Annotated in this window: 17 protein-coding genes, 2 tRNA genes and 3 pseudogenes; 14 read left to right on the top strand and 8 right to left on the bottom strand. The window is 39.1% G+C overall.

What is annotated here, in order from left to right:
- Window positions 1-142 precede the first annotated feature (142 nt).
- Window positions 143-433 (bottom strand): annotated as a pseudogene (locus tag F972_RS15310) (lipocalin family protein); the annotation flags it as partial.
- A gap of 583 nt (window positions 434-1016) precedes the next feature.
- Here F972_RS15310 and F972_RS07665 point away from each other — a divergent pair.
- From F972_RS07665 to F972_RS15320, 4 genes and pseudogenes are all read left to right on the top strand, one after another.
- Complete coding sequence (locus F972_RS07665; RefSeq protein WP_004679551.1) at window positions 1017-1232, top strand: cold-shock protein; 216 nt, start codon at window positions 1017-1019, stop codon at window positions 1230-1232.
- Window positions 1233-1334: 102 nt separating this feature from the next.
- A complete protein-coding gene (locus tag F972_RS07670; RefSeq protein ID WP_004682274.1) occupies window positions 1335-1562 on the top strand; it encodes a hypothetical protein in 228 nt (75 codons plus the stop codon).
- 209 nt (window positions 1563-1771) lie between these two features.
- Window positions 1772-2008, top strand: a pseudogene (locus tag F972_RS16475) (cryptochrome/photolyase family protein); the annotation flags it as partial.
- A gap of 58 nt (window positions 2009-2066) precedes the next feature.
- Window positions 2067-2174, top strand: a complete 108-nt coding sequence (locus F972_RS15320; protein WP_249399895.1) for a DUF2256 domain-containing protein — start codon at window positions 2067-2069, stop codon at window positions 2172-2174.
- Window positions 2175-2185: 11 nt separating this feature from the next.
- On the opposite strand, the pseudogene F972_RS07675 reads toward F972_RS15320, so the two are convergent.
- Together F972_RS07675 and F972_RS07680 are read right to left on the bottom strand one after the other, a co-directional pair.
- A pseudogene (locus tag F972_RS07675) lies at window positions 2186-2386 on the bottom strand (TIGR03643 family protein); the annotation flags it as partial.
- Window positions 2387-2567: 181 nt separating this feature from the next.
- Window positions 2568-2644, bottom strand: a tRNA-Ile gene (locus tag F972_RS07680).
- A gap of 283 nt (window positions 2645-2927) precedes the next feature.
- Here F972_RS07680 and F972_RS07685 point away from each other — a divergent pair.
- The gene (locus F972_RS07685) at window positions 2928-3473 is read left to right on the top strand and encodes a 1-acyl-sn-glycerol-3-phosphate acyltransferase (protein ID WP_004682304.1); all 546 of its coding nucleotides are present in this window, start codon (window positions 2928-2930) and stop codon (window positions 3471-3473) included.
- A 134-nt stretch (window positions 3474-3607) separates the two neighbouring features.
- Window positions 3608-4357, top strand: a complete 750-nt coding sequence (locus F972_RS07690) for a YebC/PmpR family DNA-binding transcriptional regulator (protein WP_004682305.1) — start codon at window positions 3608-3610, stop codon at window positions 4355-4357.
- Window positions 4358-4401: 44 nt separating this feature from the next.
- Here F972_RS07690 and F972_RS07695 read toward each other — a convergent pair whose 3' ends face one another.
- A complete protein-coding gene (locus F972_RS07695) occupies window positions 4402-4872 on the bottom strand; it encodes an Lrp/AsnC family transcriptional regulator (protein WP_004661600.1) in 471 nt (156 codons plus the stop codon).
- 470 nt (window positions 4873-5342) lie between these two features.
- Entirely contained in the window at window positions 5343-6113 is a 771-nt protein-coding gene (locus F972_RS07700; protein ID WP_004682306.1) for a glutathione S-transferase family protein, read from the bottom strand.
- Window positions 6114-6321: 208 nt separating this feature from the next.
- Between F972_RS07700 and ychF the strand changes: the two genes are divergently transcribed.
- The 8 genes from ychF (at window position 6322) to F972_RS07740 (ending at window position 11967) form a co-directional block, all read left to right on the top strand.
- A complete protein-coding gene (gene ychF, locus F972_RS07705) occupies window positions 6322-7413 on the top strand; it encodes a redox-regulated ATPase YchF (protein WP_004679664.1) in 1092 nt (363 codons plus the stop codon).
- Window positions 7414-7484: 71 nt separating this feature from the next.
- Window positions 7485-7778 (top strand): nucleotidyl cyclase domain-containing protein, encoded by a 294-nt coding sequence (locus F972_RS07710; protein WP_228127135.1) that lies wholly within the window; start codon window positions 7485-7487, stop codon window positions 7776-7778.
- Window positions 7779-7866: 88 nt separating this feature from the next.
- Window positions 7867-8550, top strand: a complete 684-nt coding sequence (locus tag F972_RS07715; RefSeq protein WP_004682309.1) for a 3'-5' exonuclease — start codon at window positions 7867-7869, stop codon at window positions 8548-8550.
- 148 nt (window positions 8551-8698) lie between these two features.
- Window positions 8699-9280 carry a hypothetical protein gene (locus F972_RS07720; RefSeq protein WP_004679669.1) on the top strand — a complete coding sequence of 194 codons (582 nt, stop codon included), beginning with the start codon at window positions 8699-8701 and terminating at the stop codon, window positions 9278-9280.
- A 116-nt stretch (window positions 9281-9396) separates the two neighbouring features.
- Window positions 9397-9472, top strand: a tRNA-Arg gene (locus F972_RS07725).
- Between the two features lie 164 nt (window positions 9473-9636).
- Window positions 9637-10860 (top strand): tyrosine-type recombinase/integrase, encoded by a 1224-nt coding sequence (locus tag F972_RS07730; protein WP_004769418.1) that lies wholly within the window; start codon window positions 9637-9639, stop codon window positions 10858-10860.
- Window positions 10861-11123: 263 nt separating this feature from the next.
- A complete protein-coding gene (locus tag F972_RS07735; RefSeq protein ID WP_004757557.1) occupies window positions 11124-11348 on the top strand; it encodes a hypothetical protein in 225 nt (74 codons plus the stop codon).
- 43 nt (window positions 11349-11391) lie between these two features.
- Complete coding sequence (locus F972_RS07740; protein ID WP_228127132.1) at window positions 11392-11967, top strand: hypothetical protein; 576 nt, start codon at window positions 11392-11394, stop codon at window positions 11965-11967.
- A gap of 35 nt (window positions 11968-12002) precedes the next feature.
- Here F972_RS07740 and F972_RS07745 read toward each other — a convergent pair whose 3' ends face one another.
- From F972_RS07745 to F972_RS07755, 3 genes are all read right to left on the bottom strand, one after another.
- Window positions 12003-12587, bottom strand: coding sequence for a glycoside hydrolase family 19 protein (locus tag F972_RS07745; RefSeq protein WP_004769419.1), 585 nt, complete (start codon window positions 12585-12587; stop codon window positions 12003-12005).
- Window positions 12587-12964, bottom strand: coding sequence for a hypothetical protein (locus tag F972_RS07750; RefSeq protein WP_004769420.1), 378 nt, complete (start codon window positions 12962-12964; stop codon window positions 12587-12589). The genes F972_RS07745 and F972_RS07750 overlap by 1 nt, the downstream gene beginning before the upstream one ends.
- Before the next feature lie 76 nt (window positions 12965-13040).
- Entirely contained in the window at window positions 13041-15080 is a 2040-nt protein-coding gene (locus F972_RS07755; protein WP_004769421.1) for a tail fiber domain-containing protein, read from the bottom strand.
- Window positions 15081-15082 lie beyond the last annotated feature (2 nt).

Below are 15082 nucleotides of genomic sequence, written 5' to 3' on the forward strand. Positions count from 1 at the left end.
GTTAGCGTTATACGCCCATAGGCTGGACAATGCAAACTATTTTTAGAAATTTCACTTAATTAACGTGAATTCGGTTTAAGCGGATTTTAATTCAATCGGTTTTAAAATCTGCTGAATCCCAGACTTATATCCATTTAGCAGATTAATGAGGCAATTTGATAAGTTTTGTGACGTCGTAACCATAATGTTTTGCAGTTTCCAGATAGGACTTATACGTAGCTTCATCGAGTTGCTGTTCACGTGACAAAATCCATAGGTATTTATTACTTGGTCCCCCCACAAGCGCCACTTTGTATTCTGGATCTACTCGCAATACCCAGTAATCACCTTTGCTAAATGGTATCCATCTTAAGCCTTGAGGCAAAAAGCTGACTTTCAGTTTGTTGTTCCCCTGATTTTGCGAATACGCAACACTTTCAGAGCTAATTATCTCGCGATTGGCAATGAGGCGCAGCAGTTTCTGCTTGAGTCGTTTTACTTAAGCTGATGATAGACAGTGCTATAGCTGCAAAAGCAGACTTAAATCGCACCTTCATTTTTTAGCCTTGCTAGATCTCAAGATTAAGATAACCCAAGTCGATGTGAACAAAGTGTGAAGATTAAATGCAGGATGAATGTAGGCGAAATTTCAATCTTACAGCCTGAGAAAATGAGAAAAATGATTTTTTCTTGGATCCCCTTTTAACGCGGTAAATTGGTTTTTTCTGTTTCAATGTAGCAATGTTGTCGATAGACTTGTTAAAAAATTCAACTAGATCAACAGATTAATTACTAATTCAGTCATTTTGTATAAGGTAATTAAATATACATATAAAAAAACTTGATTAATTTTATTTTTAAGGTATAGTTAACTCAACTAGAAAAAAGTCTTGTTTCATTAAATCTCTCTTAACTATCGTCGTTTTATTCATAATTCTTCGTTTTTTTCAGATTTTAAGTTTCATTCTTTATTATTTTCAAAGTTATATGCAGTCAATAAAATGACTAAAATTATTAAAAAATCAGTAGGATTTATTATGTTAAACTCAAATGTTGTTAAAGGTACCGTTAAGTGGTTCAATGAAACTAAAGGTTTTGGTTTTATTCAACAAGAATCAGGTCCAGATGTTTTTGCGCACTTCAGTGAAATTGCCAGTTCAGGTTTTAAAACCTTATTTGAAGGTCAACAAGTTGAATTCAGCATCGCTCAAGGTCAAAAAGGACCGAATGCGGTCAATATTGTTGCTATATAAGCACTAAAATACGAGTTGAAAAAGCACTACTCAGTGCTTTTTTAATTTTAAAGAAAAAGTTGTTGTTCCATATTGGAAAAAATCATAAAAACAGGATATAAATTGTTAAAAGTTAATGAATTAATTGCAAAATCTAAAAATGGTACTGAAATTATCGTTTCTTTAATTCCCTTAAATAAAATGCAGAATACACGTCAAGGTTTTAAAGAAATTGAAGTGGGTAAAAGAGTTCTGCTGGAATCTGGAATTGAGGTAGATTTAAATTTAGATGGTCGTACATTTTATACGTCTTTAAATCAATTATTTAAGCTAAATCATAAAGTGATTTAAATAAAAAAACTTCTGAATGATGAAGCCATGTAATGGTTTCTCTTTCCTGCTGTTATTCAAGGTATATCTAAGTATTCCCTGCTTATTCAGGATGGTGTCTGTTTATAGTAGTCTGTAAAATACAGCGCATTCACATGATCGAGCCGATGACAACGTACTAAAAACCCTGCAGCACCATCATTGAAAGCCGTCATAATCTTTGATCAGGTCTGGAGTGGCTATGCGTTTTAGTTTATTTAATTTTGGGTGACCAGCTTCATTCTCAGCTTGCTACGCTTAAAGCGCTGGATCGCACCTAGGATGTCATCCTCATGGCCAAAGTTGTGGAGGAGGCCACGTATGTTGCCCATCATCCACAGAAAATTGCCCTGATTTTTAGCGCCATGCGTCATTTTGCCAAAGAACTCAAAGCAGAAGGCTGGCGTGTACGTTACCAAGCTTTTCAATTTAGCCAGATCAATGAGTTATAAACGATGAAAAAACAATATCTCCCTGAGAAAATCTGTGCGCATTATTTGCGATCTTTTACTTGGCGCAAAAAAATGGCACGGCTGCTGGGCAGAAGTACGATATTGTTCTGAACGATGTAAACGTGAGTCCAGACGCTTATAAAAATCAAATACTTAGAAACGCTTGTATTGGCCTGAACAATAGGCTCGTATCACATCAGTTGAACGCAGCTGCAGATGTTTGGTTTTTCGACCAGTCACGCGTGCACGCCACATTTTAAAGCTACTAATTTTCATATTTTGCCGCATCAAGCGGATCACCGCCGCTTCATTTAAGCTATACTCACATAAAATAGCTTCAAAAGGAGTTTGATCTGATTAAAAGCATAACAATACGATCATGAATTTTTTGTGATTTTTCTCTAGTTTACGGTTTCAGTGGCTTTGTTGCATAAATATTTTGCAAGATACTGATTTTTTGCTGAAAATCAATTGATTTTTACAGTCGATAATTTGGTTTTGATGAACATCAAATATAGTTACGAGGTTCGATATATGGTGGGCCCAGACAGACTTGAACTGTCGACCAACGGATTATGAGTCCGCTGCTCTAACCAACTGAGCTATAGGCCCTAAACTTTGATCATATACTTGATATGAAAAATGCGACTAGATCTTAATTAAATTTAACTTACAAGCAGATGATTTTATCAAGTCGCTAAAAAACGAAGTAAAACCAAAAACTGCGCTGATTCTATCTGATCTCTGCATCTTGAGTAAAGATAATATCTGCATATTTTGATTAATTAAGAAACATCCAAATTTCTTTTTAGTGTGGAATTTTAGGATATGTATTTTCTAAAAAACTCGCATTACACTGCTGCCATTCATCATTCATTTGTCATGTATTTCTGCCATGAAAAAATTCTTAGGAAAATCTATTTTTAAAGCAACGGGTTGGACATATAATGTCAATCCAGCCATTTTAGAAAACAAACAAGTTATTATTGGCTTTGAACACACCTCAAATCTGGACACCATCCTGTCACTTGCACTATTTGAAATTTTAGAGCTTAAAATCCATACGCTTATCAAAAAAGAACTGTTTAAAGGCCCTCTTAAAACGATTCTGGAAAAGCTTGGTGGCATCCCTGTTGACCGCAAGGCCAGCAAAGATATTGTCACACAAATGGTTGAGTTGTTTAATCAAAATGATCATTTCAACCTTGTGATTGCACCTGAGGCAACACGTGCCAAAGATGGCGAAGAACGCAAGCCAATTCGGACTGGTTTCTGGCATATTGCCAAGGCAGCCAATGTACCCATCATCCTGATGTACGCCAATGCAAAAACCAGGCAAGGCGGTATTTTAGGTAAAATTTATCCAACCGACTTGCAGCAGGATTTAGAAAAAATCAAAACCTTGTATGCCGAATATGGCATCGATGTGAAAATTCAATAGCGTTTGTTCTGTTCACGTTAAGATCATCAGGCCAATTTTAAATTTGGAATATCAAATACGGTTGTTTTCAACAAAACCATCGCTATGCTAATATTCCTGCACTTTTTTAAGTTTTAATTTTTGGAGTTATTTCCATGGCAGGTCATTCTAAATGGGCCAACACAAAGCATCGTAAAGCAAAACAAGATGCCAGCCGTGCTAAAGTCTTTACTAAATATATTCGTGAAATCGTTACAGCAGCGAAACTAGGCGGTGGCGATCCAGCCAGCAATCCCCGTCTGCGTGCAGTGATTGAAAAAGCACTTTCAGTGAATATGACGCGTGATGCAATCAACCGAGCTGTTCAGCGCGGTGCAGGTGGCGAAGACAATGAAGATTTAAACGAAGTCACTTATGAAGGTTATGGTGTGGGTGGTGTTGCCGTTCTGGTTGAAACCATGACAGATAACCTGAACCGTACTGTGCCAGACGTCCGTCATTGCTTCTCAAAAAATAATGGTAACCTAGGCACATCGGGTTCAGTGGCTTATTTGTTTACCAAACGCGGTGAAATTAGCTTTGAAGATGTGTCTTTAGAAGACAAAATCATGGATGTGGCGCTGGAAGCTGGTGCAGAAGACATCGAAGTTTCTGAAGATGGCATCCTGGTTATTACCACGCCAGAAAGTTTTGGTGATGTACAAGATGCCTTGAATGCTGCGGGTCTAAAGTCCGACAATGCAGAAGTGGTCATGAGCCCATCAACCAAAGCTGAAATCACAGATATTGATCAAGCCAAGCAAATCATGAAAATGATTGATATGTTTGAAGATCTAGATGATGTTCAAAACGTTTATACCAACGTTGAGTTCTCTGAAGATGTTTTAGCGCAGCTTGATGTCTAAACCACTCAGATGAATAAAAAATGCATCTTTTTGGATGCATTTTTTTATAGCTTATTCAAAAGCTTATAGCAGTTAAATACGTTATATTCCTTAATCACAAAGCTTGAATGTAGTGCAACCACGCTGTCAATCTTGCCAATACGGCGTAACAGGATTTCACTGTAGTCATCCATATTGCGAGCCACCAGTTCCAGAATAAAATCTGCACTCTGCCCTGTCACTAAAAAGGCATTGGTGACTTCTGGAATATCTTCAATTTCTTGCAGGAATTTATCAAAGGTTTCACTATCATGCTTGCTCAATGAAACTTGTAAAAGAATATGTAAGCTAAAGCCGAGCTTATTAAAATTAATTTCCCGTTTGAGCTGTCCCATCACCTGAGATTCAATCAGGTTCTTGATCCGACGGTGTACTGAACTCACTGAGAGATTAATACGCTCTGAAAGCTCATTTAGATTGACATCTTCATGGGTCAAAATTTCCAGAATCTGTTTATCAAAACGATCTAATTCCATTGTACAGTCCTCAGTCTAAAATTAGGTGGCATCGGAACTGTTCTCTTATGTGTAATTTTTGGGGGGATCAAGGGAAAAACATACGTTTAACTTTTGACCATACTACATAGATAATGTAGACACTATTCCGATAAACTTTTGGCTTATCTTTGTCTCAAGCTCGAAACCAAACTTTTTAAATCACGGTTCAACTGTCTCCCAAAAGTTGAACAACTGGTTTCGATTCCCTTGCGGAACTTATCGTTCCTCACCCTGAAACATAAGATAGCAAAGCTCTTTCATAATTATTTCCCTCTTTTCATTTTTTTTAAAGCAATTTTGGAAATAAATTCCAATTTTTAATTAAAAAAAGGAATTTTCTTTTAGATATTAAACTCATTAATCATTTTTTCTTATATCTTGTGAAAGATGTCTATTTTTTTCTCATAAAAAAGCCCTAAACATTTTAGGGCTGATGTATAGCGGAAAATTTACATCCCTCGCCAATCAACACGGGCATTACGCTCAGTGGCATAAATACGCTGTGCATATTGTCCAAGTGGTAAATCCAGTAAATAGTCGTGATACTGCTTTAATTCGTCTGAGAACTGTTCAATATCATCATTTTCCAGTTCCCACGGTGTTCCCTTGATCACCAGCAAGGGTGCAAGGACTGAACAGACCGAAATATCAGCCAAACCCAGACGATCCCCCACCAAGTAACGCCCCTGATTATCAACCAGACGCTGATTTAAATCGGCGATTATCTCTGTCATGCGAATTTTGGATTTAGCGACTTTTTCGGGATTAAGCTTATAGTTGGTTGAGACCAGACTTTTCAGAATTGGTTTAGAAATCTTCTCAAACTGGCGTAAATAGCCTTGTTCACCCATCATGATTTCAAGCGGATGATCACCCACTAAAAGTGCCTGTGCCAGTGACCAGCGGCGTACATGGATACCCAGCTCATTTGCCAGTTTATCAATTTGCAGCGCCTGATCACGCAATTGCTCATCCCGTCTTAACAGTGTATGTTCAGGATAGGTTGCATCCAGATATAAGGCGATTTGGGTCGAATCAGCAATCCAGCGTTTACCATCTTTCAGCATTGGCAATAGGTATTGCCCTGACTTGAAATAGGTAAACGCACGATGAAAACCAGGAATTAAATTATGTGCCACATAGTCCAATTCCTTATGATCCAACAACCAGCGAGCTTTTTCACAATAATGAGACAAAGGAAATTGGTATAAAACCCGCATAAATTCTCCAAATTTATTTTTCTATTCGTTCAAACCTAAGGTTTGCCATACTTTAGAAGTAAAAATGAATGATTACAATGTCATTTTTTTCCTATCTCCTGTAATTTGGGCGAGATCGACTTTTCATTCCAGCCATGACCTGACTTTGTCATGGCTTTCATGTAAAATCAGCAGCAATTTTTTAAATAACACATTTGTGAGTGGTTTCATGGGTTTTAATTGCGGTATTGTTGGTCTGCCAAACGTAGGTAAATCTACATTATTTAATGCATTAACAAAGGCAGCCATTGCTGCTGAAAACTTTCCGTTCTGTACCATTGAACCCAATACAGGGATTGTACCTGTACCAGATGCACGTCTGGACAAACTTGCGGCGATTGTAAAACCTCAGCGTATTCTGCCAACCACCATGGAATTTGTTGACATTGCAGGACTGGTTGCGGGCGCATCCAAAGGTGAAGGCCTCGGTAACCAGTTCCTTGCCAACATCCGTGAGACGGATGCGATTGCCCATGTGGTGCGTTGCTTTGAAGATGAAAACGTCATTCACGTGAATGGTAAAATTGACCCGTTGGATGACATTGCCACCATCAACACTGAACTTGCACTGGCTGACCTTGATACTGTTGCTAAAGCATTGTTACGCTTAACCAAAGCAGCAAAAGGTGGTGACAAAGATGCCATTGCAACCAAGGCAGCTTTGGAAAAAATCCAGCCTTTACTGGATGAAGGTAAGCCAGCACGTGCAGCAGACCTTTCTGATGATGAGCGTAAGGCAGTCCGTGGTTTTGGTTTAATGACACTCAAACCAACCATGTACATTGCCAATGTGGCGGAAGATGGTTTTGAAAACAATCCACATCTTGACGCCGTAAAAAAATTGGCTGCTGAGGAAAATGCGATTGTTGTTCCACTTTGCAACCAGATCGAAGCTGAAATTTCATTACTGGAAGATGAAGACCGTGCTGAATTTCTGGAAGCGATGGGAATGGAAGAGCCAGGCTTAAACGTGGTGATCCGTGCGGGTTATAAATTACTTGGTCTACAAACCTACTTTACTGCAGGTGTGCAGGAAGTTCGTGCATGGACCGTTAAAGTGGGTGCCACAGCGCCACAGGCGGCAGGTGTGATTCATACTGACTTTGAAAAAGGCTTTATCCGTGCTGAATGTATTGCATATGATGACTTCATTCAATACAACGGTGAAAACGGTGCGAAAGAAGCGGGTAAATGGCGTTTGGAAGGCAAAACCTATATTGTTCAGGATGGCGACGTATTGCACTTCCGTTTTAATGTGTAATCATTTATAACAATGTAATGGAAAAGACCTTAGAACGATTATTCGCATGAAATACCAACCTACGACGTTTATTGATTTTACTCATACTCGTCGTGTTGGGCATCATTGACCTTGATGGCGTCAAGGCAGTCAATGACACTCAGGCAAATCACTGTGACCAGCGTATTAGAGCATTATTTCAGGAAAGTGGTTTAAAACAACAATACCGCGTGGACTTTAGTATGGGTTTAGCAATCTTGACTGAACTACCTGAAAATCTTGAGGATGCGAGCAAAATCGCAGACCAGCTCATGTATGAGTCAAAGTCTTTGGGTAAATCTCAAACCACCATTCAAAGTTTTACGAATACTGAACCAGCATTTTAGGCTGGGCTCAAACAGCGATTATTTGACGGCACAATAAATAAATTTCTTGTAAGATAATAAAATTCTAGACTTCATATAGGACCACTTCATGCAAGCCATTATTCTGGATACTGAGACACATACACTGAATGGTTTGCCAATCGAAATCGCCTATGCGCCGATTAAAATTGAAAGTGGAAAATTAAGTCTGGATAAGAGCCAAATCTTTGATCAGCTTTATCAGGTCAATCAACCCATTTCCTATGCGGCAATGGCCGTACACCATATTCTGGAATCAGATTTGGTCGATCAGCCCAATTACCGTGAATTCCAGCTACCAGAACAGACGAGCTATATTATTGGACATAATGTGGATTATGATATTGCCGCAATCGCACGCTGCGGGGTTGATACATCCAAACTGAAACCAATCTGCACCCTTGCCCTGGCCCGCCATGTTTGGGAAGATGCGGAAGCACACAATATTTCAGCCCTGATTTATTTAATTTCAAAAGGCAGTGACAAGGCGCGGGAAATGCTTAAGGGTGCGCACCGAGCCGATGCCGATATTATCCTGACAGCCAATATCCTGATGCACATCATTCACCGCCTCAATATTCAGGATATTGAACAACTTTATATTGCTTCAGAAGAAGCTCGTATTCCAAAGAGCATCACTTTCGGCAAACATAAGGGTACTGCCATTCAGGACCTGCCTACCGACTATATTCAATGGTTACTACGTCAGGATGATCTTGACCCTTATTTACGCAAGGCACTGGAAACTCAGTGAGCCAAATACTCCATAACGTGTCGCACTGTTAGATTATTTTCCACTTACTCCAAACAAGACAATGATATTTAATAAATTGTTAACATTATTGTCATCTATTCACCGTATCTTAATCTCCATCTAGTTCTTGGCTGGGGGAGATTCAGAAATGTCACATTTTTTTAAAACGGAACTTGGGCAAAATGCGTTGCAGCAACGCAATATTGAGCTGACCGCACGTCAACGCCGTTTATTGTTACTGATTGATCACGAAGACTTTCAGGACCTAAACCATGACTATAAACAAAAAATTGCCCCGACAGAACTGGTGCAACAACTGATTGATATGGGTTTATTGGCGCAGCAAGCTACGCAACCCCCAGTAAAAAATGAAATAAAAGAAGATTTAAGTGTTCAAGTCAACGAAGTGAACAGTTCAGAAACATCCGCTATAAAAGAAGTATCTGAAATCAATACTGTTCCTGTCCAGCAGATTCAACCAGAAAATATTTCACTGGAAAAACTCGCTTTTGTTGAAATTCAGCAAGTGATGATTCAGACCTTAACCACCTATTGCGGCTTGATGGCTCGTCCACTGGTACAAAAAGTTCAGTCCATTAAAACGCTACAACAATTGAAAGCGTGTCAAATGCAATGGATTACCTCATTACAGGAATCCCGTATTCCACCAACCCAACTGAATCAAACGCTAAAACTGATTAATTATTCAGTTCAGCATTTATCATGCTGATTTTGTAAAAATGGCTGAATAAAAGCAGAAATCGTTGTTTTAATAAACAATAACGGCCTTAAGCGAAGTTATATACTTTACCTATGTGCTTTTTTTGCCTATGATGTGGCTCGCACGCGCTCATAGCTCAACTGGATAGAGTACAGGTCTCCGAAGCCTGCGGCGTGGGTTCGAGTCCCGCTGAGCGCACCAGATTCTTTTTTCATGGCTTCTCATAACTTCTCAAAAGCATTGCAATACAACAATTCTTAATTTAATTTATTATCAATTCTTCTCATGCTTTCTCAACTATTACCGCAATCAATACGGTAAGCCTTGCGGTAAGCAACAAATTACTCAAAAAAGTTACCGTAAAGATGCCAAAACAAGTTATCAGTCTTACAGATAGTCGAATTCGATCCGCGATAAGTTCTCATAAAAAAATGAGCGAAAAAGCAGCAATAAAACTTTCTGATGGTGATGGTTTGTATTTAATTATTGGTAAAAATGGCAGCTCATACTGGAGGTTCGACTACACCCGTCCAATAATTAAAAAAAGAAACAGTATGTCATTTGGCACCTATCCTGAATTGTCACTTGCTGATGCCAGAGATAAAAGAGCTGAGTGCAAAAAGCTTATTGCTCAGAATATTGATCCGTCAGTTGAGAAAAAGCGAGATCAGGAAAATTTACGCTTTTCCAAAAATAATACTTTTAAGGCAATTGCTGAAGAATTTAGAAAGACTGAAGAACTGGAAGAATCTACACAAAGAAGAAATAGTTTTGTTTGGGATAAGCTTTATATGTGCATAGGGAGCACCCCTATTACCGAAATTACAGCCACCCAGATACTTGATGCATGTCGTATATATGAAAGCCAAGGTAAGACTGATTCGGCTCGTAGAATGCGAAGCAAGGCTTCTCAGGTGTTCAGGTATGCAATTGCTCTGGGCTTGTGTCAATTCAATATTGCAGATCAAATATCAGGTATTTTAAAAACAGGTAAGACTAGGCATCGTTCTGCTATCACTGATGCTGAAAAGTTTGGAGCCCTACTAAATGATATTGATAAAACTTGGAACCGTGGCGACATTGTTGTTAATTATGCTCTAAAGATATTGCCCCATGTTTTTGTTCGACCTGGTGAATTGCGACATGCAAAATGGAGTGATGTAAACTTTGATAAAGCCGTCTGGACCTACACCCCACCTAAAACCGAAAATCAAACCGCTTTGGAGCATATTGTTCCGCTATCAACTCAAGTTTTAGCATTCTTTAAAGAATTGCATATTATTACTGGAAACCATAAATATTGTTTTGCTTCTCATCGAACAAAAAATAGTGTTATCAGCGACTCAACAATTAATAAACGTTTAAAGCAGTTTGGTTTTGAAAATGGCGAAACCACAGGCCATGGTATGAGAGCCACAGCACGAACATTGTTAGATGAGGTTCTGCGCTTCCCTATTGAGCGTATAGAGCAGCAATTGGCGCATCAGGTTAAAGACATGCATGGCAGGGCTTACAACCGCACAAAGTACCTAGAAGAGCGCACAGTGATGATGCAGGCATGGTCTGATTATTTAGATTCATTGAAATGATGCAAGACTGGGCTGATATTGTTGATAGTTGGAGAAACAAAAAATGAAAACATGGGTCTACTTCTATATTGAGCACACGATAAAGAACGGGGAGATTTTCAGGAGCTATCCTGGGTGGGCGGTGTGGCATAGTTGTTTTAATACCGTTCATCGACAGAATAAAAATAATCATAAATTTATATTGACGACTAATTATAGTTAGTCTAATATTAACTCATAGACAGAGACAAAGGGTCTCAGTCAAAAAGCAAAGGGCTTTAAAAATGAATACACTTACTCAAACAATGATTGCAAACCTAGAATCAGTTGATTTTCTTAGCAAAATTCAAGCTGCTGAACTCGCACAGCAAGCATTCAAAGATTACAGTAAACGCAGCAAAGCTGCAAAAGCCGTAATGCAGGCGATTTATGACATGACACTTGCAGGCGGTTGCCCGAATGCTGTCTTTAACAGGGTTGAAGAGTTGGTAGCTCACTACTCTAAATAATGAAAAAGGCTCAGAAATGAGCCTACTTTTTTGGAATTTTAAGATGATTAATCAAATCGAGTTACTTAAGAAACTGGGCATTGCTGCATTTGGAAAAACATGGAAAGCCGATCTAGCCGATAGCTTGCCAGTGGCAAGACCGACTATTACAGACTGGATGAGTGGTAAAAAGCCCATTCCAGTTGGTGTATGGTCTGATATTCAACGTATTCTCAATAGCAGATTGCTTGCAATAAAAGGCGGTATTCTTGAGTTGTCTGAACAAAAGCATGTGATTGTGGTTCAAGAGATGCAAAGAAAAGGCAAAGTTGTCATTAATGATGCTTTTGCAGAATACTTAAACGCAATGAGCGATGATCAGATTCAAGCTGCCGCAAAGTCTTATAAATCTGAATATGTGAAATTAAGCAAAGAATATCCAAACGATAGCTTTACAGACATGCGCACTATTAAAGATGCTTTGGATTTTCAAATTTGTGTACGTGACTTGAGCGGCAATCTCGACTTATCCATTGCTGAAGATTGTGCAATTTCATATCAAAACAACTTAAAACTCGCTAAATCTTTCGATCTTGATGAAGAATTTATGATTGAGCGCTTAAAGGAAATTACTGCATAATTTGAAGAACAGCCCTCACTTGAGGGCTGTTTTAATTACACCCAGCTTTTCAGTTTTGCTAATTGCGCTTTCCGATCTTCAAAGCCGTTATAGCCGCCATTAATGCGACGTGTAATCGCTCTTAAATCATCTTGATCTGCTAATGTGTTCAAGCCATTGTCAGACCAAAATTTGCAAGCGACCAATAAGCCGACACTTGGGATTGCTACAATCTCAGGATTGTTTTCAAAGTCTATGCCGAGCTGTTGACCGTATTTGCGATAGTTTGCTCGACCAGTTAATTGAATTGGTCCACGACCTTTATATCGCTTTCCATCCCCTGCCTGTGTATTACCTAAATCCTTTCGCCCCTCATACGCTGCACCAGATGCAATTTCTTCCATATATTTGAAGTTTCCGCTTTCATGTGCAAGTTGCGCTAAGAAGTGAATCAAGCGAAGTGAGTTATCAAGAATGCCATACGTGCGAAAATGAACGTTTGCAGCCAATCCTAATTCCTCAGCGCGTGACTGACTAGCACCAAGCTTTCTAAACACAGCAGTCAAGGTGCCACGCCCGATGATGCCATCGTCATGCACACCAACGGACTTTTGTAGTTTCTTAATATCATTAGTGTTCATTAATTTTCCCCACCTTTAACGCTAACAATCGCAACGAAAGCAGCTTTCACTTCTGCAATGACTTCTGCCAGCGACTTGCCGCGCATGAGCGCAATTGATTGATAAACAATACCGATGACCAGCAATCCGAATACAGCAAACATAAGCATCACAAAGCCTTGCGCCATGTGTGAGTAATTGTTTAATTCGTGGTATTCAATGAATGCAGCACCACCATAAAGGCTGACTGACACACTGAATAAGAACTTGCTAATCACGCCTAAGGAAACTTGTATCTTTCCCTCTTTATCAATATCCCCACTTAGCACAAGAGCAAGAATTGCCCCAACAGTGGCTGGAATCAATTTAATGACCCACGGTAACGTGTTTTCTTGCATGATGATTCCTCTAAATTTTGGTAATAAAACCCTGATCTAATTAAAGATCGGGGTTGTTTTGTTTTTGCTGTGTTACCTACATAGAGGCTAAAATAAACATCATTAATTCATCATATCGGACTGAATATATATTGCCATCCGAACTGGCGATGCTCGATTCACCTTTTTTCCATTCATCAAAGCAAAGGATTCCGTAATCAAAAGCATTCAAGTTAAATTCAGCAAATGCCGCTTCAACCTCTTGAGCAATAACGCCTATATGGTATCGAGCATTTTCCCCTTTATCTGCAACAGCATCTTTAAACTTAAACTTCTTAATTAAAGATTTAAGTTTAAGGGCAACTTTATTTTCCAACTCTGATATGTCTTGTATATTCGTTTTATGTCGAATATCTGATGTTTGAATAACACCGTTTACAGCAAAAATGGCACCCCATCTATTAGATGCTGCGCCTAAATCCAAGCCAGCATCTTGTCGGGGGTAGACAACAGGGGAATAAAAGGCACCGTTGTTTCGTTCAAAAGCAAAACCACCACCACGTGCATTTCTGAAGATCATGTCTCGTTCAAGGTAGTCAATAGCAACATAATCGGTGTTTTTATCAGCTTGTGTACCAAGTATAAGTGACCCAGAACTTGTCTTTAATCTATCAGGGATACCAAGAACATCTGGAACACAAGCAATTTTCGGAACATCGGAAGCAAATAACTCAATGGAGCGATTGCTCACTTTATCCCATGCCAAAAAAGATGGTACTGAGCCATTAGCTGTTACTGCATTAACACTACCCTCAAAAGAGGTAGATGTCTGACCTGCTGTCCCTATCGACGGTAAAGCTGGAGCAATAGGAACGCAATTAATTAACGAAAGTGCGTCACCCAAGTAGCCTTTATCGTCTACATGGTAGAAACGCGTTAAGCTTTCACCAGTCAGACCGAAGAAGTTACAGTTATTCGTGGCGTATGGTGAGTTTTCATTCTGACGACCACGTACTCGAATAACAGTAGGTTCTAGCAAAGGACTAGATTCATAATGTTCAATAAACTCATAAGAGCCGCCAAACACATTTAATCCAGCAATATTATCAAGTAAAAACATACAGTTTCCAACTACGTGCTGGGGATTGTATATATTCCAAATTGTGCTTTGATTGTCGTGAGTTACGCAATAGTCGAACCAAAAAGCAATATTCGTATGATGTATTCTAGGGTTGAATACATCGCCATAATATGAGCCACTTAGAGTGCCACCGTGCATTACACCATCAACCATAGTCCCGCCAATTGACGCAGAAGGTTTAACCCATTGGAAGCCGTAGAATCCGTAGCACAATGGGTTATAGATTTTAAATCTATTTGTTGAAATTCGTGCATTAGCGGGATCGCCTGCTATTTGGTCATTTTCAGCACCTATTCGGTAAGCCCAACAGTTCTGTTTATTTAACCTGTTATCAAATCTAGGGTTTTTAAAAACAACACCCTCGGCTAAAACTTTGAAACAAATTAAGTTGTCAACCTGCGGGACAATTGCAGCATTATTAAAATCTATCTCAAGCCAAACAATTGCGGGTAGTTCAACCCCAAAGTTAGGTATAACCGCACTTCTTGTCAACTTTAAGACGTCTGTTGGTCTAAATTTTATGGCTTTACCAACTTGATAAGCTTCTGATATTAATTGATCCAAAAGATCACTATCAATATCCATGCCATCTCGGTCTGTTCTATGGAAATATGGACTTAAGTTTTCATTTGCTAGAGATATTAAATTGCTATTTATAGTTTGCTGACTCAAGCCACTTTCATCAACAACAAGATGTGCAGACCACCCCTTGTTTTTAAAATCAACAAGAATGAAAGCGCTGTTTCTATTTTTAATCACAATAGAATGCTGTGCTGTTTTTAAATAAACCTTGGTCGGACTACCATTGCGCACAGGGTAACCATTACGTGTACGAATCGGCTGTGCTGCTGGAACTGTAAAATCAGCATCCCAAAACACCTCTATTGGAAATAGCTCTGGGTCTTTTCCATACTCCCCAAAAAACAAGAAACCCGCATCAAGCGGGCTTCCATCAATATCAGCAATGGCTGTGTAGGGTGCTAAAAACATGGTCATAA

Source organism: Acinetobacter sp. CIP 102529, assembly GCF_000368325.1.
Classification (GTDB): domain Bacteria; phylum Pseudomonadota; class Gammaproteobacteria; order Pseudomonadales; family Moraxellaceae; genus Acinetobacter; species Acinetobacter parvus.

Coding starts and splice junctions, on each gene's coding strand:
- F972_RS07735 (WP_004757557.1), top strand. CDS start 11,124: ATGAATACACTTACTCAAACAATGATTGCAAACCTAGAATCAGTTGAT.
- F972_RS07745 (WP_004769419.1), bottom strand. CDS start 12,587: ATGAACACTAATGATATTAAGAAACTACAAAAGTCCGTTGGTGTGCAT.
- F972_RS07715 (WP_004682309.1), top strand. CDS start 7,867: ATGCAAGCCATTATTCTGGATACTGAGACACATACACTGAATGGTTTG.
- F972_RS07730 (WP_004769418.1), top strand. CDS start 9,637: ATGCCAAAACAAGTTATCAGTCTTACAGATAGTCGAATTCGATCCGCG.
- F972_RS07685 (WP_004682304.1), top strand. CDS start 2,928: ATGAAAAAATTCTTAGGAAAATCTATTTTTAAAGCAACGGGTTGGACA.
- F972_RS07695 (WP_004661600.1), bottom strand. CDS start 4,872: ATGGAATTAGATCGTTTTGATAAACAGATTCTGGAAATTTTGACCCAT.
- F972_RS07720 (WP_004679669.1), top strand. CDS start 8,699: ATGTCACATTTTTTTAAAACGGAACTTGGGCAAAATGCGTTGCAGCAA.
- F972_RS07750 (WP_004769420.1), bottom strand. CDS start 12,964: ATGCAAGAAAACACGTTACCGTGGGTCATTAAATTGATTCCAGCCACT.
- F972_RS07690 (WP_004682305.1), top strand. CDS start 3,608: ATGGCAGGTCATTCTAAATGGGCCAACACAAAGCATCGTAAAGCAAAA.
- F972_RS07740 (WP_228127132.1), top strand. CDS start 11,392: ATGATTAATCAAATCGAGTTACTTAAGAAACTGGGCATTGCTGCATTT.
- F972_RS07665 (WP_004679551.1), top strand. CDS start 1,017: ATGTTAAACTCAAATGTTGTTAAAGGTACCGTTAAGTGGTTCAATGAA.
- F972_RS07700 (WP_004682306.1), bottom strand. CDS start 6,113: ATGCGGGTTTTATACCAATTTCCTTTGTCTCATTATTGTGAAAAAGCT.
- F972_RS07755 (WP_004769421.1), bottom strand. CDS start 15,080: ATGACCATGTTTTTAGCACCCTACACAGCCATTGCTGATATTGATGGA.
- ychF (WP_004679664.1), top strand. CDS start 6,322: ATGGGTTTTAATTGCGGTATTGTTGGTCTGCCAAACGTAGGTAAATCT.